Origin of the sequence: Rhizobium sp. NZLR10, assembly GCF_019685125.1 — a bacterium.
GTDB lineage: Bacteria > Pseudomonadota > Alphaproteobacteria > Rhizobiales > Rhizobiaceae > Rhizobium.
Genome location: NZ_JABDWE010000018.1, coordinates 117,553 through 144,408, shown reverse-complemented (window position 1 = coordinate 144,408; position 26,856 = coordinate 117,553). Strand labels below are relative to the sequence as shown.

General features: G+C 61.1%; 27 protein-coding genes and 1 tRNA gene. 10 read left to right on the top strand and 18 right to left on the bottom strand.

From position 1 onward, the window contains the following. The first annotated feature begins 111 nt into the window (after nt 1-111). Together upp and HJB82_RS24485 are read left to right on the top strand one after the other, a co-directional pair. On the top strand, nt 112-741 hold the full coding sequence (gene upp / locus HJB82_RS24490; protein WP_003544477.1) for a uracil phosphoribosyltransferase: 630 nt from the start codon (nt 112-114) through the stop codon (nt 739-741). Between the two features lie 126 nt (nt 742-867). After that, nucleotides 868-1,437 carry a TIGR02281 family clan AA aspartic protease gene (locus HJB82_RS24485; protein WP_207582479.1) on the top strand — a complete coding sequence of 190 codons (570 nt, stop codon included), beginning with the start codon at nt 868-870 and terminating at the stop codon, nt 1,435-1,437. 4 nt (nt 1,438-1,441) lie between these two features. Here HJB82_RS24485 and deoA read toward each other — a convergent pair whose 3' ends face one another. From deoA to HJB82_RS24440, 9 genes are all read right to left on the bottom strand, one after another. Then, entirely contained in the window at nt 1,442-2,749 is a 1,308-nt protein-coding gene (deoA, locus tag HJB82_RS24480; RefSeq protein WP_221141772.1) for a thymidine phosphorylase, read from the bottom strand. A gap of 1 nt (nt 2,750) precedes the next feature. After that, nucleotides 2,751-3,527 carry a deoxyribose-phosphate aldolase gene (gene deoC, locus HJB82_RS24475; RefSeq protein WP_207582477.1) on the bottom strand — a complete coding sequence of 259 codons (777 nt, stop codon included), beginning with the start codon at nt 3,525-3,527 and terminating at the stop codon, nt 2,751-2,753. Further along, entirely contained in the window at nt 3,520-4,329 is an 810-nt protein-coding gene (locus HJB82_RS24470) for a purine-nucleoside phosphorylase (protein WP_221141771.1), read from the bottom strand. Before HJB82_RS24470 ends, deoC begins: the two co-directional genes overlap by 8 nt. Continuing rightward, a complete protein-coding gene (locus HJB82_RS24465) occupies nt 4,326-4,715 on the bottom strand; it encodes a cytidine deaminase (RefSeq protein ID WP_207582475.1) in 390 nt (129 codons plus the stop codon). Before HJB82_RS24465 ends, HJB82_RS24470 begins: the two co-directional genes overlap by 4 nt. A 1-nt stretch (nt 4,716) precedes the next feature. Continuing rightward, nucleotides 4,717-5,688, bottom strand: a complete 972-nt coding sequence (locus tag HJB82_RS24460) for an ABC transporter permease (protein ID WP_207582474.1) — start codon at nt 5,686-5,688, stop codon at nt 4,717-4,719. A gap of 10 nt (nt 5,689-5,698) precedes the next feature. Next, the gene (locus HJB82_RS24455) at nt 5,699-6,802 is read right to left on the bottom strand and encodes an ABC transporter permease (RefSeq protein ID WP_207582473.1); all 1,104 of its coding nucleotides are present in this window, start codon (nt 6,800-6,802) and stop codon (nt 5,699-5,701) included. A gap of 7 nt (nt 6,803-6,809) precedes the next feature. Continuing rightward, nucleotides 6,810-8,321, bottom strand: a complete 1,512-nt coding sequence (locus HJB82_RS24450) for an ABC transporter ATP-binding protein (RefSeq protein ID WP_221141770.1) — start codon at nt 8,319-8,321, stop codon at nt 6,810-6,812. A gap of 88 nt (nt 8,322-8,409) precedes the next feature. Next, a complete protein-coding gene (locus HJB82_RS24445; RefSeq protein ID WP_207582471.1) occupies nt 8,410-9,402 on the bottom strand; it encodes a BMP family protein in 993 nt (330 codons plus the stop codon). A gap of 316 nt (nt 9,403-9,718) precedes the next feature. Further along, nucleotides 9,719-10,036, bottom strand: a complete 318-nt coding sequence (locus HJB82_RS24440; RefSeq protein WP_207582470.1) for a hypothetical protein — start codon at nt 10,034-10,036, stop codon at nt 9,719-9,721. A 227-nt stretch (nt 10,037-10,263) separates the two neighbouring features. Between HJB82_RS24440 and HJB82_RS24435 the strand changes: the two genes are divergently transcribed. Beyond that, a tRNA-Ser gene (locus HJB82_RS24435) sits at nt 10,264-10,353 on the top strand. A 255-nt stretch (nt 10,354-10,608) separates the two neighbouring features. Here HJB82_RS24435 and HJB82_RS24430 read toward each other — a convergent pair. Beyond that, on the bottom strand, nt 10,609-11,346 hold the full coding sequence (locus HJB82_RS24430; protein ID WP_207582469.1) for a hypothetical protein: 738 nt from the start codon (nt 11,344-11,346) through the stop codon (nt 10,609-10,611). Nucleotides 11,347-11,567: 221 nt separating this feature from the next. Here HJB82_RS24430 and HJB82_RS24425 point away from each other — a divergent pair, with 221 nt between their 5' ends. Both HJB82_RS24425 and HJB82_RS24420 read left to right on the top strand, forming a co-directional pair. Next, complete coding sequence (locus HJB82_RS24425; protein ID WP_207582468.1) at nt 11,568-11,777, top strand: KTSC domain-containing protein; 210 nt, start codon at nt 11,568-11,570, stop codon at nt 11,775-11,777. Between the two features lie 380 nt (nt 11,778-12,157). Then, nucleotides 12,158-12,397: a CrpP-related protein gene (locus tag HJB82_RS24420; RefSeq protein ID WP_207582467.1), complete on the top strand. Its 240-nt coding sequence runs from the start codon at nt 12,158-12,160 to the stop codon at nt 12,395-12,397. On the opposite strand, the gene pncB is transcribed toward HJB82_RS24420, so the two are convergent. The 8 genes from pncB to HJB82_RS24380 all read right to left on the bottom strand — a co-directional run bounded on the left by pncB (nt 12,379) and on the right by HJB82_RS24380 (nt 21,402). Next, nucleotides 12,379-13,683 carry a nicotinate phosphoribosyltransferase gene (gene pncB / locus HJB82_RS24415; RefSeq protein ID WP_207582466.1) on the bottom strand — a complete coding sequence of 435 codons (1,305 nt, stop codon included), beginning with the start codon at nt 13,681-13,683 and terminating at the stop codon, nt 12,379-12,381. The genes HJB82_RS24420 and pncB overlap by 19 nt on opposite strands. A gap of 187 nt (nt 13,684-13,870) precedes the next feature. Beyond that, complete coding sequence (locus HJB82_RS24410; RefSeq protein WP_221132970.1) at nt 13,871-14,236, bottom strand: hypothetical protein; 366 nt, start codon at nt 14,234-14,236, stop codon at nt 13,871-13,873. 130 nt (nt 14,237-14,366) lie between these two features. Next, a complete protein-coding gene (locus HJB82_RS24405) occupies nt 14,367-15,323 on the bottom strand; it encodes a glyoxylate/hydroxypyruvate reductase A (RefSeq protein ID WP_207582464.1) in 957 nt (318 codons plus the stop codon). 8 nt (nt 15,324-15,331) lie between these two features. After that, nucleotides 15,332-16,969, bottom strand: a complete 1,638-nt coding sequence (locus HJB82_RS24400) for an ABC transporter ATP-binding protein (RefSeq protein ID WP_207582463.1) — start codon at nt 16,967-16,969, stop codon at nt 15,332-15,334. Next, nucleotides 16,966-18,114, bottom strand: a complete 1,149-nt coding sequence (locus tag HJB82_RS24395; RefSeq protein WP_207582462.1) for an ABC transporter permease — start codon at nt 18,112-18,114, stop codon at nt 16,966-16,968. The genes HJB82_RS24400 and HJB82_RS24395 overlap by 4 nt, the downstream gene beginning before the upstream one ends. Further along, nucleotides 18,114-19,202, bottom strand: a complete 1,089-nt coding sequence (locus HJB82_RS24390) for a microcin C ABC transporter permease YejB (RefSeq protein ID WP_207582461.1) — start codon at nt 19,200-19,202, stop codon at nt 18,114-18,116. The genes HJB82_RS24395 and HJB82_RS24390 overlap by 1 nt, the downstream gene beginning before the upstream one ends. Nucleotides 19,203-19,352: 150 nt before the next feature. Next, nucleotides 19,353-21,182: an extracellular solute-binding protein gene (locus HJB82_RS24385; protein ID WP_207582460.1), complete on the bottom strand. Its 1,830-nt coding sequence runs from the start codon at nt 21,180-21,182 to the stop codon at nt 19,353-19,355. Nucleotides 21,183-21,198: 16 nt separating this feature from the next. Continuing rightward, nucleotides 21,199-21,402 carry a hypothetical protein gene (locus tag HJB82_RS24380; protein WP_207582459.1) on the bottom strand — a complete coding sequence of 68 codons (204 nt, stop codon included), beginning with the start codon at nt 21,400-21,402 and terminating at the stop codon, nt 21,199-21,201. 46 nt (nt 21,403-21,448) lie between these two features. Between HJB82_RS24380 and mepA the strand changes: the two genes are divergently transcribed. The 5 genes from mepA to dapB all read left to right on the top strand — a co-directional run bounded on the left by mepA (nt 21,449) and on the right by dapB (nt 26,836). Further along, nucleotides 21,449-22,525, top strand: coding sequence for a penicillin-insensitive murein endopeptidase (gene mepA / locus HJB82_RS24375; protein WP_207582458.1), 1,077 nt, complete (start codon nt 21,449-21,451; stop codon nt 22,523-22,525). Nucleotides 22,526-22,636: 111 nt separating this feature from the next. Beyond that, nucleotides 22,637-23,017 (top strand): methylglyoxal synthase, encoded by a 381-nt coding sequence (locus tag HJB82_RS24370; protein WP_164006080.1) that lies wholly within the window; start codon nt 22,637-22,639, stop codon nt 23,015-23,017. A gap of 17 nt (nt 23,018-23,034) precedes the next feature. Beyond that, entirely contained in the window at nt 23,035-24,060 is a 1,026-nt protein-coding gene (locus HJB82_RS24365; protein WP_221141769.1) for a glucokinase, read from the top strand. A gap of 148 nt (nt 24,061-24,208) precedes the next feature. Then, the gene (locus tag HJB82_RS24360) at nt 24,209-25,996 is read left to right on the top strand and encodes an ABC transporter ATP-binding protein (RefSeq protein ID WP_207582455.1); all 1,788 of its coding nucleotides are present in this window, start codon (nt 24,209-24,211) and stop codon (nt 25,994-25,996) included. A gap of 15 nt (nt 25,997-26,011) precedes the next feature. Then, complete coding sequence (gene dapB / locus HJB82_RS24355) at nt 26,012-26,836, top strand: 4-hydroxy-tetrahydrodipicolinate reductase (protein ID WP_207582454.1); 825 nt, start codon at nt 26,012-26,014, stop codon at nt 26,834-26,836. Nucleotides 26,837-26,856 lie beyond the last annotated feature (20 nt).

Here is a 26,856-nt window from a genome sequence, read left to right as displayed (position 1 = left end):
GAGCCAAAGGTGGAGCGAGGCTGGGGATGATCGGCGCAAATTGGCCGCCACTCTTGCAGTCGGGCCGATTTCCGTGAAAGAAACATTCGATAGAAAATGAAAGGCTTCCCCATGGACGGCGTCACGGTCATCGATCACCCGCTGGTGCAGCACAAACTCACCATCATGCGGCGCAAGGAGACATCGACGGGAAGTTTCCGTCGGTTGCTGCGCGAAATCTCGACGCTGCTCTGTTACGAGGTGACCCGCGATCTCGAACTGACAATGGAAACGATCGAGACGCCGCTGCAGACGATGGAATCGCCAATCCTCGAAGGCAAGAAGCTGGTCTTCGCCTCGATCCTGCGCGCCGGCAACGGCCTGCTCGAAGGCATGCTCGATCTCGTGCCTTCCGCCCGCGTCTCGCATATCGGCGTTTACCGCGACCACGAAACGCTGCAGCCGGTCGAATATTACTTCAAGGCTCCGGAAGACGTGGCCGAGCGGCTGATCATCGTCGTCGACCCGATGCTTGCAACCGGCAATTCGTCGATCGCCGCGATCGACAAGCTCAAGGAACGCGGCGCCCACAATATCCGCTTCCTCTGCCTGCTTGCCGCTCCCGAAGGCATCCGCAACTTTCGCGCCGCGCATCCCGATGTTCCCGTGTTCACTGCGTCGATCGACAGTCATCTCAACGAAAAGGGCTATATCATGCCCGGCCTCGGCGATGCCGGCGACCGCATGTACGGCACCAAGTAATTTCAGATTTCGTTTACCAAATCGAAAGCCTTGAAGGCCCGGTGGTTCATTCCGGGCCTTTTTGTTGGCGATATTAGCAACTTGTCAGCACTTGAGGTTTAGCAATTCCGAAGCATGAGGCCCCGCATGAAGCGGGGTTTATACAGGAAGGATTTCTGTTTCATGCTCGTGCGTACCGTCCTATTCGCCAGCATCGCCGCGGTGCTCGCAACACAGGTGCCTTCCTTCTTCGGAGACACCGGCCAGCGGTCTGCTGACGCGCTTTCCGCCAATTACCTATCGACCGAAAGCGACAAGCCCGCGGCACCCGCACCGGTCTCAGGCAGCAATGCGATCCGTCTGCAAGCGGATGCCCAGGGCCATTATACCGGCGGCTTCAAGATCAACGGCAAGTCGGTGCAAGGCCTGATCGATACTGGCGCCACCTATGTCGCGCTCAACGAGACGCTCGCCCGCCGACTGGGCTTCACCGCAAACCAGCTCGATTTCCGCTACGGGGTGAACACCGCAAACGGCCAGACGAAGGCGGCGCATGTGATGCTCGACCGGGTGGAAATCGGCGGCATCCGCGTGCGGGACGTCGAAGCCTTCGTCCTCAAGGACGAAGCGCTGACGACGACGCTAGTCGGCATGAGCTTCCTACAGAAGCTCGCCTCCTATTCCGTCGCCGACGGTTCGCTCAGCCTGAAGCAATAAACCATCAGATCCGGGTCGAGATCACCGGCGGCAGCTCCGGCTTTTCCTTGGTGATGCGGTAATGCGCGGCGAGTGCCGCCGCTGCCCGTTCCGCCGCCGCTTCGTCGGCGGCGTGAACCAGCGCGATCGGTTCGCCGGCGCTGACACGGGTGCCAAGCGACAGAAGCTCGGAGAAGCCGACGCGATGATCGATCCGGTCGGCCGGATGGCGTCTTCCGCCGCCGAGATCGATGACGCTGATGCCGATACCGCGCGCGTTGCAGGCGGCAAGCCAGCCGGACCGAGGGGCGAGAACAGGTTTTTCCGCAGGCGCCCTGGCCAGATATTTGCCGGGGTTTTCGATAAGATCGGCCGGACCGCCGAGCATGGAGACCATGCGGGCGAAAACCTCGGCCGCCTGTCCCGATGACAGCGCCTTGCGCGCCATCCCCTCGCCTTCATCAGGGGAAGGTGCAATGCCCGATTTCACCAGCATCTCGGCGGCGAAGGCAAGAATGACGGTTTCGAGCCGCGTGTCCGCCTTCCTACCCGCCAGGAAATCCAGGCAGTTGCGCATCTCGACCGCATTGCCGGCTGCATCGGCGAGCGGCTGGTTCATGTCGGTGATCAGCGCCGAGGTCTTCACGCCTGCGCCATTGGCGACCTCGACCAGCGACTGCGCCAGGATCTCCGCCTGGGCACGGTCGGCCATGAAGGCGCCGTTGCCGACCTTGACGTCCAGCACCAGCGTCTGAAGCCCGGCCGCAAGCTTCTTCGACAGGATGGAGGCGGTGATGAGGGGAATGGAATCGACGGTTGCAGTCACATCGCGCACGGCATAGAGCCGGCCGTCGGCAGGCGCAAGGGCCCCAGTCTGGCCGATGATGGCGCATCCGGCCTCCTTCACGACCTTGTGGAACAGGTTCGCATCCGGGGTAATCATATAGCCGGGAATGGATTCGAGCTTGTCCAGCGTGCCACCGGTATGGCCAAGGCCGCGCCCTGAAATCATCGGAACGGCGAGACCGCAGGCCGCAGCGATCGGCGCCAGCATCAGCGAAACATTGTCGCCGACGCCACCGGTCGAATGTTTGTCGGCGATCGGGCGGTCGATATCGGCCCATTGCAGCCTGTCGCCGGAGTCGGCCATCGCCAGCGTCAGGGCGACGGTCTCGGCCCGCGACATGCCCTTGAACCAGACGGACATGGCGAAGGCGCCGATCTGGCCTTCCGACAGCTGACCGGCAGCGAGTGCTGCGATGAAGGACCGGATATCGTCGGGGTCGAGCTCGTCGCCATCGCGCTTGCGCCGGATGATCTCCTGCGGGATCATCTCAATAGCTCGACGCCGCAGCCGGTGCAGACTGTGTTCCGCTCAGAACCGCCAGGATATCGTCAAGCAGACTGGAAGCGCCGAAACGGAAGGTCGACGGCATCGCCCAGTCGGGCGCCATGATGGTTTCGGCAAGACTCAGATAGAGCGCGGCATCAGCCACCGAACCGATGCCGCCGGCTGGCTTGAACCCGACCTTGCGGCCGCTTTCGCGAATGGCGCGGATCATGATGTCGGCGGCCTCGAGTGTCGCATTGACGGCGACCTTGCCGGTAGATGTCTTGATGAAATCGGCGCCGGCGTCGATGGCGAGTTCAGAGGCGCGGCGGATCAATGCCGCATCCTTCAACTCGCCGCTCTCGATGATGACCTTCAGAAGGACAAGGCCGGCGCATTCGGCGCGCACGGCCCTGACCATGTCGGTCACCGCCTTCTCATTGCCGGAAAGCAGCTTGCGATAGGGGATGACCAGATCGATCTCGTCGGCGCCGTCGGCAATCGCCTCGCGTGTCTCGGCGGCGACGTCGGCCACTTCCATATCGCCGGAGGGGAAGTTGACGACGGTAGCGATGCGCACGGCATGGCCGATGCCGAGGATATTGCGGGCCTGAGCGACGAAGCGCGGCCAGATGCAGATTGCAGCGCTGTTGCCGTAGGGCGTCTGCGCGCGGGCGCAGAGCACATCGATCTGCGCCTCGGTGCAATCGTCCTTCAAATTGGTGAGATCGAGAAGGGAAAGGGCGACAGCCGCCGTTTCCCGGATGGAATGGCTATTCATCTTTACTTCCTCCGGCCGCAATCATGTCTTTCAATATGGCGGCGAGACGGGCGCCGCCGATGGGCGCCATGTCCTTGGTTTCTTCATGGCTGAGCTCATTGCCGGTCATGCCAGCCCCATAGTTGGTGATAACCGAGGCGGCGGCAACCCTCAGGCCCAGCATTCTTGCAATGATGACCTCGGGCACCGTCGACATGCCGACGGCATCGGCACCGAGGATGCGGGCCATGCGGATTTCGGCGGGCGTTTCGAAGCTCGGGCCCGAAAACCACATATAGACACCGCGCGCCAGCTCGATTTCGAGTTTGGCCGCTGCCCTTTGCATCGCCCCAGCAAGGCCCGCATCATAGGCATTGGTCATACCGACGAAACGATGGTCGCTTTCCTCGCCGATCAGCGGGTTCATGCCGGAATAGTTGATGTGATCGGTGATTTGCATCACCGAACCGGGCGGCAGGTCGTCGCTTAGCGATCCGGCAGAATTGGTCAGGATCAGCGCTTCGACGCCGAGCGCCTTCAGCACCTCGATCGGCAGGCGCATGGCGCTGGCATCGCCCTTTTCGTAATAATGCACACGGCCGGAGAGCATGACGATAGGCACGCCTCCAAGGCGGCCGGCGACGACTTCGCCCGCGTGACCGGAGACGGCACTGACGGGAAAGCCCGGCAGGTCGCGATAGGGAACACGCACGGCGCCGTCCAGCTGGCCGACCAGGGAGCCGAGACCGGAGCCGAGCACGATGCCGTGGCGCGGCTTGATGCCGCCGAGCAAAGCGGCAAGCAGGTTGACTGTCGCCTTCATCCGAGTTCGGTCTCGAAGCTGAAGGGAAGAAGCTCTTCCATCGTCATCGTCTTCTGCACGCCTGCGTCATCACAGAGATAGATCTTCGTCTCCTTGGAGGCGAATTCGGAGATCTTCTGGCGGCAACCGCCGCAGGGCGGGCAGAGCGGCAGCTTCTCGGCAATGACCGCCATTTCGACGATCTTCTTGGCGCCGCCCATGATCATGGCGCTGATCGCCGTCGGCTCGGCACACCACCCTTGCGGAAAGGACAGGTTTTCGATGTTGGCGCCGGTATAGACCTTGCCGTCCTCGGCGCGGATCGCCGCACCGACCGGGAATTTCGAATAGGGCGCATGGGCAAAAGCCATCGCGCCGCGGGCGGCTTCGAACAGGTCGTGGGACATATCAACGCTCCTTCGTATAGGGCACGCCGCCGGCTTTCGGCGGGGTCGCGACGCCGATGAAGCCGGCAAGCAGGACGCAGGTCAGGATATAGGGCAGCGCCTGAAAGACCTGCACTGGCACTTCGCCGATCAGCGGCACCTGCTTGCCCTGCATGAAATTGGCCAGCGCATCGAGGAAGCCGAAGAGCAGGCAGGCAAACATCACCGGCACCGGCTTCCACTTGGCGAAGACGAGGGCGGCGAGCGCGATGTAGCCCTTGCCGGCCGACATGTCCTTGATGAAGGCGGCGGACTGGGCGATTGCCAGATAGGTGCCGGCAAAGCCGCAGAGGATGCCGGCGCACATGACGGCGCGGTAGCGCAGCCAGGCGACCGAGATGCCGGCCGTATCCACCGCACCGGGGTTTTCGCCGACGGCGCGCAGCCGCAGGCCGAAGCGGGTGCGGTAAAGCACCCACCAGGAAAACGGCACGGCAAGAAAGGCGAGGTAGGTCAGAATATTGTTGCCCGATATGACATTGGCATAAAGCGGGCCGAAGATCGGTATGTCGCGGGCGGCATCGGCACCCGGCAGGATGATCGGTGCGAAACGCGCATCCGGCGACAGCTGCGGCGTGCGCCCGCCTTGGCCGAACCAGGCCTGACCGAGCACGATGGTGATGCCGGCGATGAAGAAGTTGATCGCCACACCCGAGACGATCTGATTGCCGCGGTTGGTGATCGAGGCAAAGCCATGCACCAGGCTGAGCGCCACCGAACAGACGATGCCGGCACCGAGCCCGAGCCAGGCCGAATCGGTGAGATAGGCGATGCAGGCGGCAGCAAAGGCCGAGCCCAGCATCTTGCCCTCAAGGCCGATATCGAAGATGCCGGCGCGTTCCGAAAACAGACCGGCAAGGGCGGTGAAGATCAGCGGGATCGACAGGCGGATGGTCGAGCTCAGAACGCTGATGAAGATGTCATAATAATCCATCGCCCGCTCCTTAACCGCGCTTGAACTGTTGGTAGAGCCGCACCATCGCCGGCCGGAACATGTATTCCAGCGCGCCGGCGAAGAGGATCACCAGACCCTGGATGACAAGGATCATCTCGCGGGTGATGTTCGGCATTTCGAAGGAGACCCAATCGCCACCCTGGTAGAGGATGCCGAACAGGATCGCCGCCATGATGATGCCGAGCGGATGGTTGCGGCCCATCAGCGACACGGCGATGCCGACGAAGCCGGCACCACCGACGAATTCCACCTGCAGGCGGGCCGACGAACCCATGACGGGGTTCAGCGCCATCATGCCGGCAAGGGCGCCGGAGAGCAGCATGGCGACAATGACCGTGCGGGCATAGGGGATGCCGGCATAGTCGGCCGCCGTTCGGCTGACGCCCAGCGTGCGCATCTCGAAGCCGAGCTTGGTGCGCCAGATCAGGACCCAGACAAACCAGGCGGCAAGAAGGGCGATGATAAAGGAGACGTTGAACGGCGCAGCACCCAGCTTGGCTCCGAACGTCGTCATGAGCCAACCAAGCTTTGGAAGCTGCCCTCCCTCAAGGAAGGTGCGGGTTTCAGGCGCCATCTTGCCCGGCACGATCAGCACGTGCACCAGCAGATACACCATGAGGGCGGCGGCGATATAGTTGAACATGATCGTCGTGATGACGATGTGGCTACCGCGCTTTGCCTGGAGGAAAGCGGGGATGAAGGCCCAGGCCGCACCAAAGAGACCTGCGCCGATGACGGCGATCGGCATCGTCACATACCAGGGCACGTAACGATCGAGCGCCAGTGCCACCAGCGCGCAGCCGAGACCGCCGACATAGGCCTGGCCTTCGGAGCCGATGTTGAAGAGGCCGGCATGGATTGCCACCGCGACGGAGAGGCCAGTAAAAATGAAGCTCGTCGCATAGTAGAGCGTGAAGCCGATGCCTTCGCCGTTGCCGAGCGCGCCCTCGAGCAGCAGCGACAGCGCGTCTAGCGGGCTTTCGCCGATCAGCCAGACGACAAAACCGGAGATCAGGAAGGCGACGACGAGGTTTAAAAGCGGAATCAGGCCGTAGTTGATCCAGTGTGGTAGCGGAACGGAAGCAGTGCTCATAAAGGCCTCACGCGGCAATGCCGGCCATCATCAGGCCGAGGGTCTGTTCACCGGCATCGGGCGTCTTCTCGCCGACCACATGGCCGGCAAACATGACAAGGATACGGTCTGAAAGGGAGCGGACTTCATCGAGTTCGACGGAGACGAGCAGGATCGCCTTGCCGGCGTCACGCATTTCGATGATCCGGCGGTGGATGAATTCGATGGCGCCAATATCGACGCCGCGGGTCGGCTGGCCGATGATCAGCATCTTCGGATCGCGCTCGATCTCACGGGCAACGACGATCTTCTGCTGGTTGCCGCCGGAAAAATTCGCCGTCTTCAGCCGCGGGTTCGGCGGACGGATATCGTATTTCTCGATCATCTCCATCGCATCCTTGCGGATCGCTTCGAGATCAAGTAGCGGACCTTTGCTGTAGCCCGGGCGCCGGTGATAGCCGAGCACGGAATTTTCGTATTCCTCAAATCTCAGCACCAAGCCCATGTGGTGGCGGTCTTCGGGAATATGGGCGAGACCGAGTTCGCGCAGGCGGGCGGGATCGGCCTTGTCGATCGTCTGGCCGTCGAGAAGGATTTCGCCGGAGGTCGGCTTGCGGATGCCGGCAATCGCTTCCAGCAATTCGGACTGGCCGTTGCCGGCAACCCCGGCAATGCCGACGATCTCGCCGGCGCGCACGTCGAAGGAGACATTGTCGACCATGGTGACGCCGCGATTGTCCTTGACCGAAAGGTTGCGGACGGAGAGCACGGCGGCGCCGGGGTTCGCCTCGCCTTTCTGTACGCGCAGCAGCACGCGGCGACCAACCATCAGCTCGGCAAGCTCCTCCACCGTCGTTTCCGCCGTCTTGCGGGTCGCGACCATCTCGCCGCGGCGCATGACCGAGACGGTATCGGTGATCGCCATGATCTCGCGCAGCTTATGGGTGATGAGGATGATCGTCTTGCCCTGGTCGCGCAGCACCTTGAGGATGCGGAAGAGGTGATCGGCCTCTGCCGGCGTCAACACGCCGGTGGGTTCGTCGAGGATCAGGATCTCGGCGCCGCGATACATGGCTTTCAGGATTTCGACGCGCTGCTGCAGGCCGACCGGAAGCTCTTCGATCAGCGCATCCGGATCGACCTCGAGACCGTATTCCGTTTCCAGCCGCTTGAGTTCGGCGCGGGCCGATGCAACACCTCTCGCCAGCAGCATGCCGCCTTCGGCGCCGAGCATGATGTTCTCAAGCACCGTGAAATTGTCGACCAGCATGAAATGCTGGTGCACCATGCCGATGCCGGTGGCGATCGCCGCCTGGCTGTCGCGGATGGTGACGGGATTGCCGTTGACGCGGATCTCGCCGCTATCGGCATGGTAGAAACCGTAGATGATCGACATCAGCGTCGATTTGCCGGCGCCGTTTTCGCCGATGATGCCGTGGATCGTCCCCCTGGCGACGGTGAGGTTGATGTCCTTGTTGGCATGGACGGCACCGAATTTCTTATCGATGCCGACAAGCTCGATAGCGGGCTTATCTGTCACTGCAGGCTCCAAATAAGAAAAGGGCGTATGGCGAAAATCCCCTCCGCCATACGCCCGATCTCAATCGTCGATCATTTCCGGGCGCGGATCACTTCGGGCAAGCGTTGTCCGAGGTGTAATCGTGAACCTTGATGGTCCCCGCGATGATATCGGCCTTGGCCTTGTCGACGGCCGCCTGCATTTCCGGCGTGATCAACGACTTGTTGTTGTCGTCGATCGCTGCGCCGACACCCTCTTCCTTGACGCCGAGCGCCTGGACGCCACCGGTGAACTTGTCGTTCTTAGTGTCGGTATAGGCGTTGTAGACGGCGAGATCGACGCGCTTGACCATCGAGGTCAGAACAGAGCCCGGATGCAGATGGTTCTGGTTGGAATCGACGCCGATCGAAAGCTTCTTGTTGTCGGCGGCCGTCTGCAGAACGCCGAGACCGGTAGCACCAGCTGCCGCGTAGATGACATCGGCGCCCTGATCGATCTGGTTCTTGGTGAGTTCGCCGCCGCGAACCGGGTCATTCCAGGCTGCACCCGTGGTGCCGGTCATGTTCTGGAAAACTTCGACATCGGCCTTGGCGGCGCGTGCGCCCTGTTCATAGCCACATTCGAACTTGCGGATCAGCGGAATGTCCATGCCGCCGACGAAGCCGACCTTGCCGGTCTTCGATGCCATGCCGGCGAGAACGCCGACGAGGTAAGAGCCTTCTTCTTCCTTGTAGACCACCGAGCGAACGTTCGGTTTATCGACGACGGAGTCGACGATGATGAACTTGGTGTCGGGGAATTCGGCTGCGACCTTCTCGATGGCCGAGGTCCAGGCGAAGGAAACGGCTACCACCGGATTGAAACCGCGGCTTGCAAAGTTGCGGATGGCCTGTTCGCCCTGGGTGTCGCCCGTCGGCTCGAAGTCGCGATAGGCAATGCCGGTCTCGGCCTTGAACTTCTCGGCGCCGTTGTAGGCCGCCTCGTTGAAGGACTTATCGAACTTCCCGCCGGTGCCGTAAACCAGCGCCGGCTTGACATCGGCAGCGAGCGCCGTCGTCGACATGGCAGCCACGGCAAGGAGAGTGAGAAGGGTTTTTTTCATTGTGCAGCCCTGTTGTTGCTATTCGTTAGGGGTCCTCCCGCAAGTCCTTTTCGGACATGTCTGCGGAACCACCGACCTCCCCCCGGAGGCCTGGCTGCGTGCATCCTTGCATGGCTCACGGAAAAATTCACCAGAAATTTTTCAGCTGGTAAAGATTTGCAGCGATTGCCGAAAATCCGTTCTTCGGGGCTGATTTTTAGACATTTCCGTCGTCGGGATGCGAAATTTCCAGCCAATCCGGCAGCCATGTCGGGGCTACGGAAACAATGGAGGCCGATCGGATTCCCGGCCGGGTCGCGGCGGCAAAAGGGCTTGCCTATGCGGTGAAGCGACCAGCCACCGGCGGCTTCTTATAACCGATCATCCAGAGAAGCAGCGCGATCACCAGGAAAACGGCAAAGGCCGGCTGGAGCATCAGCCATTGGAAGATGAAGGTGTAGAACCGCGGGTGGACATAGTAGGAAAGGGAGGATTGCAGCGACATGAGGGTTGTCGGGCTCACATCCTGCCAGGCATCGGAGATCGGCGTCATCACCACTGAGGACGCTGCAACCGATTGGATCGAATCGATGGTCCCGGCAATAACGGCCGCCGCAAGCGCGACAAGGCTGGCCAGACGCAACAGGAAACGCATCAATTCCTCCGACGCTCGTTATGCCAGACAATTCCGGCCGGCCGCGCCATTCTCCACCTTGAGAATTACATAGTCATCGATGATGTGAAGCACAATGGACGGGTCGAGGCGAGTTTTATCTGAAGAAGTCAAAAAACTGTTAGATTTCGGTTGATCGACAAAAATTCATCGGTATATATCGCGCCGTTCCGACGATTTGCTCCTATCCAGGCGCGAACGCCAAAGAAGGACAGGTGGCCGAGTGGTTTAAGGCGCACGCCTGGAACGCGTGTGTACGTGAAAGCGTACCGTGGGTTCGAATCCCACCCTGTCCGCCATACCGCAAGGGGACCCCTTGCATCTTCAGCGACACCGCAAGATTCGAGAAAATCGATTGCGTGCCCGAAGGCGCGTACCCGGAGAACAGTCTGCGCTTGCAGACATCTGCGCTTCTCACCTGACCATGACGAAACCGACTCGAAGAAGCTTGAGGCTCCGACTTGTGGGACAGAACTCAAAAGCCTTTTCGCTCAGCCGCCCGGCGATCGAATTGCCTGCCAAGAACGATCCAACGTGATCACGGTTACGGATACCTATTGGAAAATTTCCGAGATCTCGCTTGTCGCTGAGATTGTATGAAGCCCTCCCTCGGACATCTGAAATTTGCGAGCCAGAACGATGGAGGCATAGCATATTCCAAATGTCCCTAGGCTTTGCGAAACAATAAGCAGTGCCAAAGCCGCGAGGCTTATTTTTCCACCCTGAAAAACAGCAGCCGCTTGGTATGACATAGACGCCGCTATGGCCATCAATAGAAACGGAACGATAGAGGGAAGAATAATCCCGGCAAACAGGCGCAAAAAGGTTGGAACGAAGCCATGTCGGCCCCTGGCAAAGGCATCTGCAAGTCCGCTGGTTGAACCTGCAATTCCGGCAGTCGGCCAGGTTCCGACAAGGGCGAGGAGCGACGGATAGCTAATTGCGAACAGCCCGCCGCATACCAGTACAAGTCCACCCGTCGACAAGGAAGCGGCGCCGAAGGCGAGAGGGAGGCCGATTACGATAGCCATTACGACAAGCACAATGAGGAAATTTTTCCAGATGTAGCTGCCAAACCCAACCATCCCTCGGTTGATCTGCACTCGTTCCGTTCCGCTCAATATGGTATTTTGGGCACAATATCCTAAATATAGCGCAACAAAAAACTGAGTTGAACCGCCACGACTGCTCTCATTGTACTCAGAAAATACTATGACCGCGCAACTTATTGCAACAACAAAACAAATAAGAAACAGATTATGCCTTAGGAAGGAAATCGTGTCACTCAGCATTGTCACCCCTGCTAGCCTGCCGCTCGCTGCCGAGTCGAGATATCGTCATCAAAATACAGCGCTGTCAAATGCAGGGCGCGTCATCAACGTGCTGGGAACCAAGAATATGTCGACGGCCCACAGCGCGTCGAACGATTCCTGATTTTTTACCATGCCGCTTCACCGCGTCTTTGCACGTTTGGGTTTATCTTCTGCCAAACTAAAACACGGAGATTAAACAGGTGGAAGAACTGTCGGTAAAGTCGAAGATCATCAAGTCCGTCTATTTCAGCCAGGAAGACGCGCGGCTCAGGATTTGCTTCAAGAATGGGGAGGAGCGGCTGTTCGAAGGCGTTCCGTCCTCGGAAGCCCATGCGATGACAGTGGCGCCGTCTCCCGGCCATTATTACCTCGACCGGATCAGAACCCGGTTTCGGAGACTGGCTGCCTGACAAGCGGAGGCGCCAGCTTACGTCCCGGAATGCTCCCGATCGGGACAGGTCCGGTGGATATTAACGGCCCTTTAACCCTCCCTGTTATCCTGGTTGGATCGCGTCGGCCGGAAGGCGGCAACGTGTCGGCGCTGCCGGCTTGTTCAGGGTCGGCTAGCCGGGAGGCTCGGTGGCGGACCCCAGCCAGAAAGCCGGGCCTCCCCGTCACGCTATTTTCGTTGATCGTGATCGCATGATCCCGGGTCGTTGCGGTCTCCGTTACCCCTGAACTAGCGATTAGGGGCTAATCCTGTGAAAAACTCCAATCATCGAATCCGGACTCGACAATGTTTTATTAGCATGATTGCATAAATCTATCGGATAGGACCAAGGGGGTGACGATGTTCGAGACTCTGCTTGAGATGCAGGAGCGTGGCGTACGGGACCGTGCGCGTGGCCGCAGCTTGGCCGACAATCCGATGTCGAAGCCGGATATTCTGCCGATCACCGATTTCCAGGAATGGTACTCGATGTTTGACGCCTGGCGCTTCGGCTGGTCGATCGAGGATGCGATGGCGGGGCAAAGCAATGCGCCACGGGATGGCGGCGCATTGTCGCTCGCCTACACCAGAACGGTCTGATCGATCCTGTCCTCGGCGCCGAAGAATTTCAGGTAGCGCTCGACCTCTGCGGGGTCACCCGTCGCCTTCTGCGGATTGTCGGAGAGTTTGACCGCCGGACGGCCGTTGGCGTCGCTGACCTTGCAGACGACCGAGATCGGGTTGAGGCCGGATATTTCGATCGGCGCACAGCCGGAAAAATCGTTCGTCAGGTTCGTGCCCCAGCCGAAGCTCATGCGCACGCGGCCTTCGAAATGCCGGTAGGTATCGATGATGGCGTCGACATCGAGACCGTCGGAGAAGATCAGCAGCTTCTGGCGCGGATCGCGACCCATTTTCTTCCACCAGTCGACAATCTTTTCACCGCCTTCGATCGGCGGGGCACTGTCCGGGCGAAAGCCGGTCCAGTCGGCGACCCATTCCGGCGCGTCGCGCAGGAAAGCGGCAGTGCCGAAAGCATCCGGCAGGACGATCAGAAGGTTGCCGCCATAGAGCTTGTTCCAGTCGCGCAGGATCTTGTAGGGCGCGTTGCGCAGCTGCTCATCGGTTTGCGCAAGGGCGGCAGCCACCATCGGCAGTTCGTGGGCATTGGTGCCGACGGCCTCGAGATCGGAATCCATCGCCAGCAACACGTTGCTGGTGCCGGTAAAGGCCGGGCCGATGCCTTCCTTCAGCGCTTCGACGCACCAGCGCTGCCAGAGGAAACTGTGACGGCGGCGGGTGCCGAAATCGGAAATGCGCAAGCCCGGCAGTTCCTTCAGCCGTTCGACCTTCGACCACATCCTCGCCTTGGCGCGGGCATAGAGCACATCGAGGGTGAAGGGACCGAGCGCCTTCATCGCCGAGCGCGACCGCAATTCGTTGACGATGGCGAGCGCCGGGATCTCCCACATGGTGGTTTCCTTCCAGGCCCCATGGAAATCCAGTACATATTGACCGTCCTTCTTCGACAGCTCGTATTCGGGCAGCTGAAAGTTGGAAAGCCAGGCGAGGAATTCCGGCTCGAAGATCTGGGCGCGGCCATAGAAACTGTTACCCGCCAGCCAGATCATCTCCTTCTTGGCGAGTTTCAGCGTGCGGGCGTGATCGAGCTGTTCGCGCAATTCGCCTTCGTCGATCTCATCGGCAAGGCGCACGCGCTTGGTCCGATTGATGAGGGTAAAAGACGCGTTCACGTCAGGATAAAGCTTCCAGATCATCTGCAGCATCAGAAGCTTATAGAAGTCGGTATCGATCAGGCTGCGAACGATCGGATCGAGTTTCCAGGCGTGATTGTAGACGCGTCTTGCAATATCGGTCCTGGCCATAAAATTCCTGCCCCTGTCCACTCCGGTCAGGTGCCGCCAAATTCCCGGCTATTGCCAAGTCCGGGCCGGCGCACGAACCGGCTCGTGCGCCTTCTTATCGAAAAATCGACAGACAAAGTCCAGATAAAACAACAAGCATCCCGCGGCGCGAATGGCGGCGGGATGCGAGAGGTCATTTACCGAATGCTTATTGGGCCGGCGCTACGGGTTGGGCCGGCGCTGCAGGCGTGACACCAGGGGCGGCCGGCTTAGTGTTTGGCGTCTCGGTCGGAACCGCAGTGCCGTTTTGCAGCGTTGGCGCAGGTGCCGTGGCAGGCTGCTGCGACTGCAGCTGCTGGCCGGGCTGCTGCGGCGCCACCTCGTTTGCTTCGCGCTTGCCCCAGATCTCCACCGGGATCCAAACCACGAAAGCCAACACCAGCGCGGCGAGCAGCACCAGCAGGATGCGATAACCCGTGCGCCCCTGCCTCGCCTTCACCGGGGGGATCTGCTCTTCCTCGTGAAGCTTGCCGTCAGACTTTTCCCAGCGTGTTTCCGTCTGATGTGCCATCATCGTCTCCTTCCGCTGTCTTGACGGGCCGATCCGGCCCGAGAATTCCACAGGGAAACGGGTGGCCGTCTGGAAGGTTCCGGGGGCCTAGATCCGGATGATTTTAGGCGCTGACAGGTTTCTGCATGACGCTCTAATAGCCGACGGCGCGGTCGACCACGAATTGCAGCGGCTCGCCGCGCTCGAAACGGGCGATCTGCGTCTCGACATGGCGGAACAGCGCGTTTTCTTCGGAGACCGCCGCGTCGTGCGGCGTGATGAAGACGTTCTCCAGTTCCCACAACGGGTTGTCGAGCCCAAGCGGCTCCACCTCGAAGACATCCAACGAAGCGCCGCCGAGGGTGCCGTCGCGGATCGCGGAAACGATATCGGCTTCGACCTGGCTCTTGCCGCGGCCGGCATTGATGAGGATCGGGCGCCCGAGCGCGCCGTCGCAGCGCAGCTTTTTGAATAGCCCGCTATCATAAAACCCCGTCGTCTCAGCGGTGAGCGGCAGCAAGCCGACAAGGATGTCGGTCCTTGCGAGGAACCCGTCCAATGCGCCGGCATCAAAGGTTTCGACGCCGTCGATCTCCTTGCGGGTGCGCGACCAGCCGATGACGTTAAAACCCATCACCTTCAGCTTGGCGACCACATCCAACCCGAGAATGCCGAGGCCCATGACGCCGACCGTCACCTCCGCCGCTTCCGGCGCGATCAGCTTGGCCCATTGGCGCTGCCGTTGGTGGCTGTCATGGGCATATTGCCCCCGCAGATGCATCAGGCACTGCATGACCACCCATTCGCTCATGCGGGTCGTCAGGCTGCGATCGACGAAACGGACGATCGGGATCTCCGGCAGACCGTCCATGCCGATAATATGGTCGACGCCGGCGCCGCCGGAGAAGATCACCTTGAGGTTTGGCGCCCGTGCGAAAAGGTCGGCATCCGGCTTCCAGAGCAGCGCATATTCGGCCTCGCGGAGATCGCGCATCCGATCGGCCGCATCGGCGAGATTGATGCTGCCGCGATCGGAAAAGGCCGTCTTCAACACGCGGGCGACGCCTTCGGGATTGAACTTGATATCGACGAGAACGGGAGGTGTCGGCATGATCATCTTTACTGCTGCACGGCAGGCGTCGGCACCGCCTCGATGTTGAAAGCGGCCGCCATCAGCGCCCTGGTGTATTCGTCCTTCGGCGCGCGGAAGATTTCCGATGACGGGCCCTGCTCCACCACCTTGCCAAATCGCATGACGATGACGTCGTTGGCGAGCGCCTTCACCACCTTCAGGTCATGACTGATGAAGAGATAGGCGAGATCGTGCTTCCTCTGCAGATCGCGCAAGAGATCGACCACCTGGGCCTGCACGCTCATGTCGAGCGCGGAGGTTGGCTCGTCGAGCATGACGAAGCGCGGTTTCAGCACCATCGCGCGGGCAATGGCGATGCGCTGGCGCTGACCGCCGGAGAATTCGTGCGGATAACGCCAGCGGGTCAGGGGATCGAGACCGACTTCCTCCAGCGCCCAGCAGACGCGCTGGTCGCGCTCTTCCGATGTCAAAGAGCGCTCATGGACCTTCAGCCCTTCGGCGACGATATCGCCGACCGACATTCGCGGGCTGAGCGACCCGTAGGGATCCTGGAAAACCACCTGCAGCTGGTTGCGCAACGGCCGCATCTCGCTGAACGAATAGCCGGCTATATCCTTGCCGACGAAGGCAATTCGCCCTTGCGAGGAAATCAGCCGGGTGAGCGCCAGGCCAAGCGTGGTCTTGCCGGAACCGGATTCGCCGACGACACCGAGCGTCTGCCCGGCACGCAGCGAAAGATCGATGCCGTCGACCGCCTTCACGTGATCGACGACGCGGCGCATCAGCCCTGCTTTGATCGGGAACCAGACGCGAATGTCGGAACCTTCCATCACCATCGGCTTTGCGGGATCGGCAAGCGGCGGCTCGCCTCGCGGTTCGGAGGCGAGGAGGTGGCGGGTATACTCGTGCTTCGGATTGGCGAAGACGTCCTCGACCGTTCCGGTTTCGACGATCCTGCCCTTGGTCATGACGCAGACGCGATCGGCAAATTTACGCACGATGCCGAGGTCATGGGTGATGAACAGCATCGACATGCCGTGCACGGCCTTCAACTGCCGGAGCAATTCGAGGATTTGCGCCTGGACGGTGACATCGAGGGCGGTGGTCGGCTCGTCGGCGATCAGCAATTCCGGCCGGTTGGCGAGCGCCATTGCGATCATGACGCGCTGGCGCTGGCCGCCGGAGAGCTCGTGCGGATAGGCCTTCAAGCGCTTCTCAGGCTCGCGGATGCCGACCTGGTTCAACAGTTCCAGTATGCGCTGGCGCGCCGGCTGGCCGGTGAGGCCCTGGTGCAGCGCCAGGATCTCGGCGATCTGCTTCTCGATCGAATGAAGCGGATTGAGCGAGGTCATCGGCTCCTGGAAGATCATGGTGATGTCGTTGCCGCGCACTTCGCGCAACGCCCGTTCCGACGCTTTCAGAAGGTTCTTGCCCTTGAACAGGATCTCGCCGGAGGGATGGCTTGCCGAGGGATAGGGCAAAAGCCGCAGGATCGAGTTGGCCGAGACCGACTTGCCGGAACCGGATTCGCCGACCAGCGCCACGACCTCACCCTTGGCGATATCGAAGGAGATGTGATCGACAGCAAGCGAGGTCTCGCCGCCCTGATGAAAGGCAACAGAGAGATCGCGGACGGAAAGGAGCGGTTCTGTCATGTCACTCATTGAAACGTCTTCCTCGGGTCGAAGGCATCGCGCACTGCTTCGCCGATGAAGATCAGCAGGGAAAGCATGATCGACATGGCGAAGAAGGCCGTCAGCCCGAGCCACGGCGCCTGCAGGTTGCTTTTGCCCTGAGCGATCATTTCACCGAGCGAAGGGGAGCCAGGCGGCATGCCGAAGCCGAGGAAGTCGAGCGAGGTCAGGGTGGTGATCGAGCCTGAGAGGATGAAGGGCAGGAAGGTCAGCGTCGCGACCATGGCGTTCGGCAGCAGGTGGCGCCACATGATGGTGCGATTGTTGACGCCGAGCGCGCGGGCGGCGCGGACATATTCGAAATTGCGGGCACGCAGGAATTCGGCTCGCACGATGCCGACGAAGCCGACCCAGGAAAAGAGCAGCATGATGCCGAGCAGCACGAAGAAGCCGGGCGGCAGCAGGGCCGCGATGATCAGTAGGATGTAAAGCACCGGCATCGACGACCAGATTTCAATGAAACGCTGCAAAAGCAGATCGGTCCAGCCGCCGAAATAGCCCTGCACCGCACCCGCGGTCACGCCGATGATCGCCGAGCAGATGGTCAGCACCAGGCCGAAGAGCACCGAAATCCGGAAACCGTAGATGACGCGCGCCAGCACGTCGCGGGCCTGGTCGTCGGTGCCGAGCCAGTTGAGATTGCCCAGCGTGCAATCCGGATCGTTCACGGCCTGCGGATAGCCGGCGCAGCGCTCCTCCCTGGTCATCAGCCAGAAGGGGGCAGTCGGTGCCGAATGCGGAATGTTTGAGTTGACCGAGCGGTAGGAATAACGGATCGGCGGCCAGATCATCCAGCCATTGGCATTGATCTCATCCGATATCACCGAGGAACGGTAGTCGGTCTCGGCGAGGAAGCCGCCGAACTTCTCCTCGGGATAGTCAATGAGAACCGGCAAGAGGATCTCGCCCTTGTAGGAGGCGATGATCGGCCGGTCGTTGGCGAGGAACTCGGCAAACAGGCTGAGGACGAACAGCAGCAGAAACAGCCACAGCGCCCAGTAACCGCGGCCATTCGCCCGGAAATTCTGCCAGCGACGGATGTTGGTCGGCGACAGCAGGCCCTTGCGCGGCGGCTTGACGGGCGCTGCAACAGCAGGATTTGCGGCGGCGTCCATCAGACATCCCTCCGCTCGAAATCGATGCGCGGATCGATCCAGGTGTAGATCAAGTCGGAAACCAGGCTGACCGCGAGGCCGAGCAGCGAGAAGATGTAGAGCGTGGCAAAGACGATCGGGTAATCCCGATTGATGACCGAGAGATAGCCGAGACGGCCGAGGCCATCCAGCGAGAAGATGTTCTCGATCAGCAGCGAGCCGGTGAAGAAAGCCGAGATGAAGGCGCCGGGAAAACCAGCGATGATGATCAGCATGGCGTTGCGGAAGACATGACCGTAGAGCACCTGCCGCTGGTTCAGGCCCTTGGCGCGGGCAGTGACGACATATTGCTTCTTGATCTCCTCGATGAACGAGTTCTTGGTCAACAGCGTCGTCGTGGCGAAGGCCGACAGCGAAAGCGAGATCAGCGGCAAGGTGAGATGCCAGAAATAGTCGAGCGGCTTCTGCCACCAGGCCAGCTGGTCGAAATTATCGGAGACCAGGCCGCGCAGCGGAAACCAGTCGTAGAAGGAGCCGCCGGCAAAAAGCACGATCAGCAGAATGCCGAAGAGGAAGCTTGGTACGGCATAACCGACGACGATGACGCCGGACGTCCAGACATCGAAGGTCGATCCATCCTTGATCGCCTTGCGGATGCCGAGCGGGATGGAAATCGCATAGGAGAAGATCAGGATCCAGATGCCGAGCGAGATCGACACAGGCAGCTTCTCCTTGACGAGTTCGAGCACGGAGGTATTGCGGAAGAAGCTCTCGCCGAAATCGAAGCGGATGTAATTCCACATCATTTCGCCAAACCGCGTCAACGGCGGCTTGTCGAAGCCGAACTGCTTTTCGAGCTTGGCGATCAGTTCCGGATCGAGGCCCTGGGCGCCTCGATATTTAGAGCCTTCGTCGTTACCGCCGCCGCCGAGAAGATCGCCACCGCCGGACAGACGCTGGTCGGCACTGTCGGCCTGACCGGTCAATTGGGCGATCACCTGCTCGACGGGGCCGCCGGGGGCGAACTGAATGACGGTGAAGGAAATCGCCATGATCCCGATGATGGTCGGGATCATCAATAGCAGGCGGCGAAAGATATAGGCGCCCATCAGCCTTCAGCCTCCGGGAATGATTTTTCTGCCTGCCCGCCGTCCAGTCCAATGCCGCTCAATCCGTCAGCCTTCCGTTGCCGGCCCTGCCGACGTGTCGTGATTCGCTCGTGCCATTTGGAGCCCAGGACCCCTGTATTGCAAGCCCGCTCATTTTGCCGAGGTCGACCACCAGGCATCGGGGAAGCCAAGGCTGTAGGCCGGAAACTCGGCCGGATGCGTGACAGTGTTCCAATAGGCGATGTTGTAGGTATCACGGTAGAACAGCGGGATGACGTAGTGATTTGCAAGCAAGACCCGGTCCATGGCCTTGATCGCAGCGACCTGTTCGTCGCGGTTCGGCGCGAAGATAATCATGCGAATGAGCTCATCCACGGCCGGGTTGGCAATGCCGGCGTAGTTGCGAGAACCCTGCTGGTTGACCGAGCCGGATCCCCAATAGTCGGCTTGCTCATTGCCCGGATTCATCGTCTCCGCCCAGACATTCCAGATCATATCGTAATCAAAGCTGCGTTCGCGGTTGACAGCTTGCGAAGCGTCGACTGTCCGAACCCGCGCATCTATGCCGATTTTCTTGAGATTGCTGGCATAAGGCACCGCCCAGCGCTCCAACATGGCGCTCGACAACAGTATCTCGAAACTCATCGGCTGGCCGGTCTTGGTATTGACCATGCGATTGCCCTTTAGCTCCCAACCGGCTTCTTTCAGAAGAGCAATCGCCTTGCGGAGGTTGTCGCGGCTCTTCTGCGGATCGCCGCCGACGGGATTGGTGTACGGCGTTGTGAAGACCTCCGGGGGAATCTTGTCTTTCAGGCCTTGCAGTAATTCGAGCTCACGCCCCTGCGGCAGACCGGAGGAGGCGAGGTCGGTGTTCCAGAAATAGCTGTCGATGCGCTTGTAACTGTTAAAGGCAACGGTGCGGTTCAGCTCCTCGAAATCGAGGCCGTAGTTCAGCGCCTCGCGGACCCGCTCGTCCTTGAAGAGGTCACGCCGCATGTTGGGTACGAGCGCTTGCAGGATGCCGGTGGAGCGTAGCGGATTTGCAACCTCCTCTTTTTTGACGCGTCCTTCCTTGACTGCAGGAAAATCATATCCCGTCGCCCAGCGGGCAGCCGTAGTCTCCTGCCAATAGTCGCTATTGCCGGCGCGAAAGGCTTCGAACTCGACATCCCGATCACCGAAATAGGTGTAGATGACATTGCGGAAATTGTTCTGGCCGACATTCACATTGAGATCCTTGCCCCAATAGTCGTCACGCAGTTCATAACGGATCGTGGCGCCGGGCGAGAAGGAAGCAATCTTGTAAGGCCCGGAACCCATCACCGGCTCCAGAGTCGTCTTGGTAATGTCGCGCGGCTTGCCATCCGGTCCGGCCGCCTCCCACCAATGTTTCGGCACGATCATCAACTGGCCAAGAATGTTTGGCAGTTCGCGGTTGTTCTTCTCGTCGAAGATGAAGGTGACGTCCCGATCGCCGGTCTTTTCCGCCTTGACGACGTGATGGTAATAGTTACCGGCGAGGGGGTTCAATTCCTTGGTCTTGTCCAGGCTGAAGATGACGTCTTCGGGCGTTACCGGCTGACCATCTGCCCATTTCGCCTCCTTGCGCAGGCGAAATGTCGCGCTGGAGACGTCAACGGGATAGGATAGCCCCTCGGCAAGCAGACCGTAGGAGACCAGGAGTTCGTCATCTGCCGGCTTCATCAACGTGTCGTAGGCAAGCGACAGACCTATCGCTGTTTGGCCTTTTGCCAGCAGAGGGTTGAAGGTGTCGAAGGCGCCGCTTGCTGAAAGGCGCAGATCTCCGCCTTTCAGTGCATCAGGATTGACATAGTCGAAATGCGCAAAGCCCGGCTTGTACTTCATCTCGCTGATGACGGAGCTGCCGATCTTAAAGGGCTGGTCCTGACCCGTTGCCGTCATGGGCGCCAAGGCCCCCGCAAGCGATAGAAATACACCGATCTTCGACCACAGAGCCATTCACGCTTTCCCCTGATTATTGATGGGTTCGACAATACGAAAAATACCGGCGAAAAACAGGAGAGAGTTTGGTTTTTGCCGGGCACGCGAAAATTTGACCTGGCTCGGCCGCGTCAAGGTTGAAAGCGTCAGCGGGATCGGGCGAGCGCTGCGGCGATCCGTCACCGCCTGCGGCGATCCCCGCCAGCCAAATCATCGATTCACCAAAATCGCTTTTCACGATAGATTCGACGCAAATCACTTCGGCAGCGGTTCAAGGAAATAGTATGGCTTTCGGCTTCGCGCAGGCTTTCAGGAGATTCGGCAAACTGACGCTTGCCGGCGCAATCGGCGCAGGCCTTGCCGCCGGCGATGTCGGCGCTGAGCAGAAGACGCCAAGCCCAGGCAGCGCCAAAGGCCAGTTCGGCGCCGTCAGCATGCCGACCCAGGGGTCGGCGCAGCCGATCGGCTTTTACGCCAAGGGCTGCATGACCGGGGCGGTGGCGCTGCCGACCGACGGGCCGACCTGGGAGGCGATGCGGCTTTCGCGCAATCGCCGCTGGGGCAATCCGGCGATGATTTCGCTGCTCGAACGTCTTTCTGAGGACGGGGCCAAATATGCCGGCTGGCCGGGTATCCTCGTCGGCGATATTGCGCAGCCGCGCGGCGGGCCGATGTTCAACGGTCATGCCTCGCACCAGATCGGCCTCGATGCCGATGTCTGGTTTACGCCGATGCCGGCGCGCCGCATGACGGCCAAGGAGCGCGAGGACCTGCCCTTCACCACGATGCTGCAGAAGGACAAGTTCCTGACCGTCGACCCGAACGTGTGGACGCAATCGCGGGCGCGGCTGCTGATGCTGGCGGCAAGCTATCCCGAGGTGCAACGCATATTCGTCAACCCGGCGATCAAGAAGAAGATGTGCGACACCTGGACGGGCGACCGCACCAATCTCGGCAAGCTTCGGCCGGAATACGGCCATGACTCGCATTTCCACATCCGCATCAAATGCCCGGCCGGTGCGGCCGGATGCACGCCGCAAGCCCCTGTTGCCGCCGGCGATGGCTGCGACAAGTCGCTCGCCTGGTGGTTCACGCCGGCCCCCTGGGCGCCGCCGAAACCGCCGAAGCCCGGCGCCAAACCGCCGAAACCGCCGCGCGAGATGATGGTTTCGGACCTGCCGAAGGGCTGCGCCGCGGTGCTCGATGCCGCTGCCGTCGCCTCGATGCAGGCCGCCACCTATAGCGGAGCTTCCGCCGCAAGCGCGCTCACCGCCGCTCCGGCAGCAGAGCCGGCCGCCGATCCCGATGGGGCACTGCCGGATGTCGGGCCGGTTCCAAACGACAAGCCGGCGATACAATGAAGGGCGGCCCGAGACCGAGGCGCCGAGGGAGGGCGCGCTGTCTTTCAAATCGCAAATTCTTGGTATAGAAGCGGTCAAATCGATTGAATTGCTTGGGCGGAGATTGGGTTCATGGCCGGCGGCAAATGCCTTGCATTGATTGCGCATGACCAGAAGAAAGACGACATGGCGGATTTCGCCCGCGCTCACCGGGACATCCTCTCCCGCTGGAAGATCGTCGCCACCGGCACGACCGGCGGGCGGGTGCTCGACGCCGCCCCGGATCTCGACGTCACCAGGCTGAAAAGCGGACCGCTCGGCGGCGACCAGCAGATCGGCGCGCTGATTTCGACCGGCGAGGTCGACGCCCTGATCTTCTTCGTCGACCCCTTGACGCCGATGCCGCACGATGTCGACGTCAAGGCGCTGATGCGGCTGGCGATCTTTTACGATATTCCGATGGCGCTCAACCACGCGACCGCTATAAAACTTCTTCCCACACTCGAAGCCTGATCAGCACGGAACCGGCCATGCCAAAACCGAACAACAGCACCGCTCCGCTGCCTTTCCCGATCCTGATCGGCGATATCGGCGGCACGAATGCCCGCTTCTCCATCCTGACCGATGCCTATGCCGAGCCGAAGCAGTTTCCGAACGTGCGCACGGCGGATTTCGCGACGATCGAGGAAGCGATCCAGCAAGGCGTGCTCGACAAAACAGCCGTGCAGCCGCGTTCGGCGATCCTTGCTGTCGCCGGCCCGATCAACGACGACGAGATCCCGCTGACCAATTGCGACTGGGTGGTGCGGCCAAAGACGATGATCGAGGGCCTCGGCATGGAGGACGTGCTCGTCGTCAACGATTTCGAGGCGCAGGCGCTGGCAGTCGCCGCCCTTTCGGATGAGAACCGCGAACGCATCGGCGACGCCACCGGCGACCTAATCGCCTCCCGCGTCGTGCTCGGACCGGGCACCGGTCTCGGCGTCGGCGGGCTGGTGCATGCCCAACACAGCTGGATCCCGGTTCCCGGCGAAGGCGGCCATGTCGATCTCGGACCGCGCAGCAAACGCGACTATCAAATCTTCCCCCATATCGAGACGATCGAAGGCCGCGTCTCCGCCGAGCAGATCCTCTGCGGGCGCGGCCTCGTCAACCTCTACCACGCCATCTGCTTGGTCGACGGCATCCAGCCGACGATGAAGGATCCGGCCGACATCACCTCGCACGCACTTGCCGGCAGCGACAAGGCGGCCGTTGAGACCGTCTCGCTGTTTGCCACCTATCTCGGCCGGGTGGCGGGCGACATGGCGATGGTTTTCATGGCGCGCGGCGGCGTCTATCTGTCCGGCGGCATCTCACAGAAGATCCTCCCGGCGTTGAAGAGGCCGGAATTCCGCATCGCCTTCGAGGACAAGGCGCCGCATACGGCGCTGCTTCGCACCATCCCGACCTATGTGGTGACGCATCCGCTGGCAGCGCTTGCCGGGCTTTCCTCCTATGCCCGCATGCCGGCGAATTTCGGCGTCTCGACGGAAGGCCGCCGCTGGCGGCGCTGACCCCGGCGCGCAGAGCAATAGAGCGCCCCTTTCGCGTCCTATCCGGACGCGCGGCGCTCTAGCCAAACCAGTCCCAACTCTTTATAGAGCCGGCAAAAGTACGCGTCGCCCCCGCGCCGCGTTTGGTCCGAGACAGGAAACCTCATTTTTGGAAGCGGCGGAAAGCAGAACGCAGAGCGTCAGCAGCGATACCGTAACCGGCATCCTGAAGCGCATCATCGCTGAAAACGGCCGCGATCATCTCTGGGGCTATGTCTTTGCGATTGCCTGCTTGATCGTGGTGGCGCTTTCGACGGCGTTTACCGCGTGGATCATGCGGGCGATCATCGACGAGGCCTTCGCCAACCGGCGCGCCGACGTCGTCTGGATCATCTGTCTTTCGATTTTCATCGCTTTCGTGCTGCGCGGTTTTGCCAGTTACGGCCAGGCGGTGACGCTTTCCAAAGTCGGCAACGATATCGTCGCGCGTTACCAGCGCCGGCTCTATTCGCATCTGATGACGCTTTCGGTCGGCTTCTTCAGCGAGGCCCGCTCTGCCCATATCGCCGCGCAGGTGAGCCAGAACGTCAGCGGCATCCGCGATGTGCTCAACTTGACGATCACCTCGACGGTGCGCGACCTGCTGACCTTCATTTCGCTGCTGGCCGTGATGATCCTCCAGGATCCGTTGCTCAGCCTTGCGGTGTTCATCATGGCCCCGCCGCTGCTTTATGCGCTGCGTTATGTTTCCAAGCGGCTGCGCTCGGCGACGCGCGAAGCCGTGCATTTGAACAGCCACGTTCTCGGCGCCATGCAGGAGACGATCCAGGGCATCGCCATCGTGAAAGCCTTCACGATGGAAGACGAACTGGAACGCAAGGTCACCAAGCTCATCAAGGGTGCCGAAAACAGGGCGAACCGGATTGCCCGGCTTTCCGAACGCACGTCTCCGCTGACAGAAAGTTTCGCGGGCTTTGCCGTCGCCAGCGTGCTGGCCTATGCCGCCTACCGCTCAATCTACTACAATGTGCCGCCCGGCGCCTTTTTCTCTTTCGTCACGGCGCTGCTGCTTGCCTATGACCCGGCCCGCCGGCTTGCCCGCCTGCAGGTGCAGATGGAGCGTGCCGTCGTCAATGCGCGGATGATCTATGAATTGCTCGACATGGAGCCGCGCCAGCGCGACCTGCCGGATGCCCAGCCGCTGACGGTGACGCAAGCCAGAATCGAATTCCGCAACGTTTCCTTCGGCTATGGCAGTGAGAGCGTGTTGAGCGGTGTGAGCTTCATCGCCGAGGGCGGCGCGACCACGGCGCTGGTCGGCCCTTCGGGGGCCGGCAAATCCACCGTCATCAACCTCATTCCGCGCTTCTACGATCCGCGCGAGGGCGAAATCCTGATCGACGGACAGGACATCGCCCACATCACCAAGAAGTCGCTGCGCCAGCAGCTCGCCTATGTCTCGCAGCAGCCCTACCTGTTCGAGGGCACGATCCGCGACAATATCCGCTATGGCCGGCCGGAAGCGACCGATGCCGAGGTGGAAGAAGCGGCCCGGCTTGCCTATGCGCATGATTTCATCTCAGCCCAGCCGCAGGGTTACGAGACGCCGGTCGGCGAAAACGGCGTGACGCTTTCCGGCGGCCAGCGCCAACGGCTGTCGATTGCGCGTGCCCTGGTGCGCAATGCGCCGATCCTGCTTCTCGACGAGGCGACCTCAGCCCTCGACACCGAATCCGAAGCGGCCGTGCAGAAGGCGCTCGACGAGGCGATGACCGGCCGTACCGTCGTCGTCATCGCCCACCGGCTTTCGACCGTGGTGCGCGCCGACAAGATCGTCGTCATGCAGCAGGGCCGCGTCGTCGAGGAAGGCAATCACGAGACGCTTGCGAAGGTCCGCGACGGTCTTTACGCTCGCCTCAACAATCTGCAGAGGCCTTCGGCCTCAGATTCAAACTGACCTGGTGAGCCTGACATGAGCGATGCTGCGATGAAACTGGTGGTGGTTGGCGCAGCCGGGCGCATGGGGCAGACGCTGATCCGGCTCATCCATTCCATTGAGGGCGCCACACTCCATGCCGCAGTCGAGCGCAGCGGTTCGCCCTTTATCGGCAAGGATGCCGGCGAGATCGCCGGTCTCGGCCCGACCGGTGTCATTATCGGCGACGATCCGCTCAATGCCTTTCTGGATGCCGAAGGCGTGCTCGACTTCACCTCGCCTGCCGCAACAACGGAATTCTGCGGCCTCGCCGCTCAGGCCCGCATCGTCCATGTCGTCGGCACGACCGGCTGTTCGGCTGAAGACAATGCCAAGATCGCCGCCGCCGCCCGCCATGCCCGTATCGTCAAATCAGGCAATATGAGCCTCGGGGTCAATCTGCTCAGCGTGCTCGCCGAGCAGGCCGCGCGTGCGCTCGAGCCTGATGACTGGGATATCGAGATCCTGGAAATGCACCACAAGCACAAGGTGGATGCGCCTTCCGGCACCGCCCTTCTGTTCGGCGAGGCCGCAGCAAAGGGGCGCGGCATCGATCTTGCCGCAAAATCCGTGCGTGTGCGCGACGGCCATACCGGCGCCCGGCAAGCCGGCACGATCGGCTTTGCGACGCTGCGCGGCGGCTCCGTCATCGGCGAGCATTCGGTGCTGTTCGCCGGTGAAGGCGAAATCGTCACCCTGTCGCACAGCGCAGCCGACCGCTCGATCTTTGCGCGCGGCGCCATCAAGGCCGCACTCTGGGCGCGCGACAAGAAGCCGGGTCTCTATTCCATGCTCGACGTGCTCGGGCTTTCTTCTTCATAACGATATTGCGGAGGCAAATT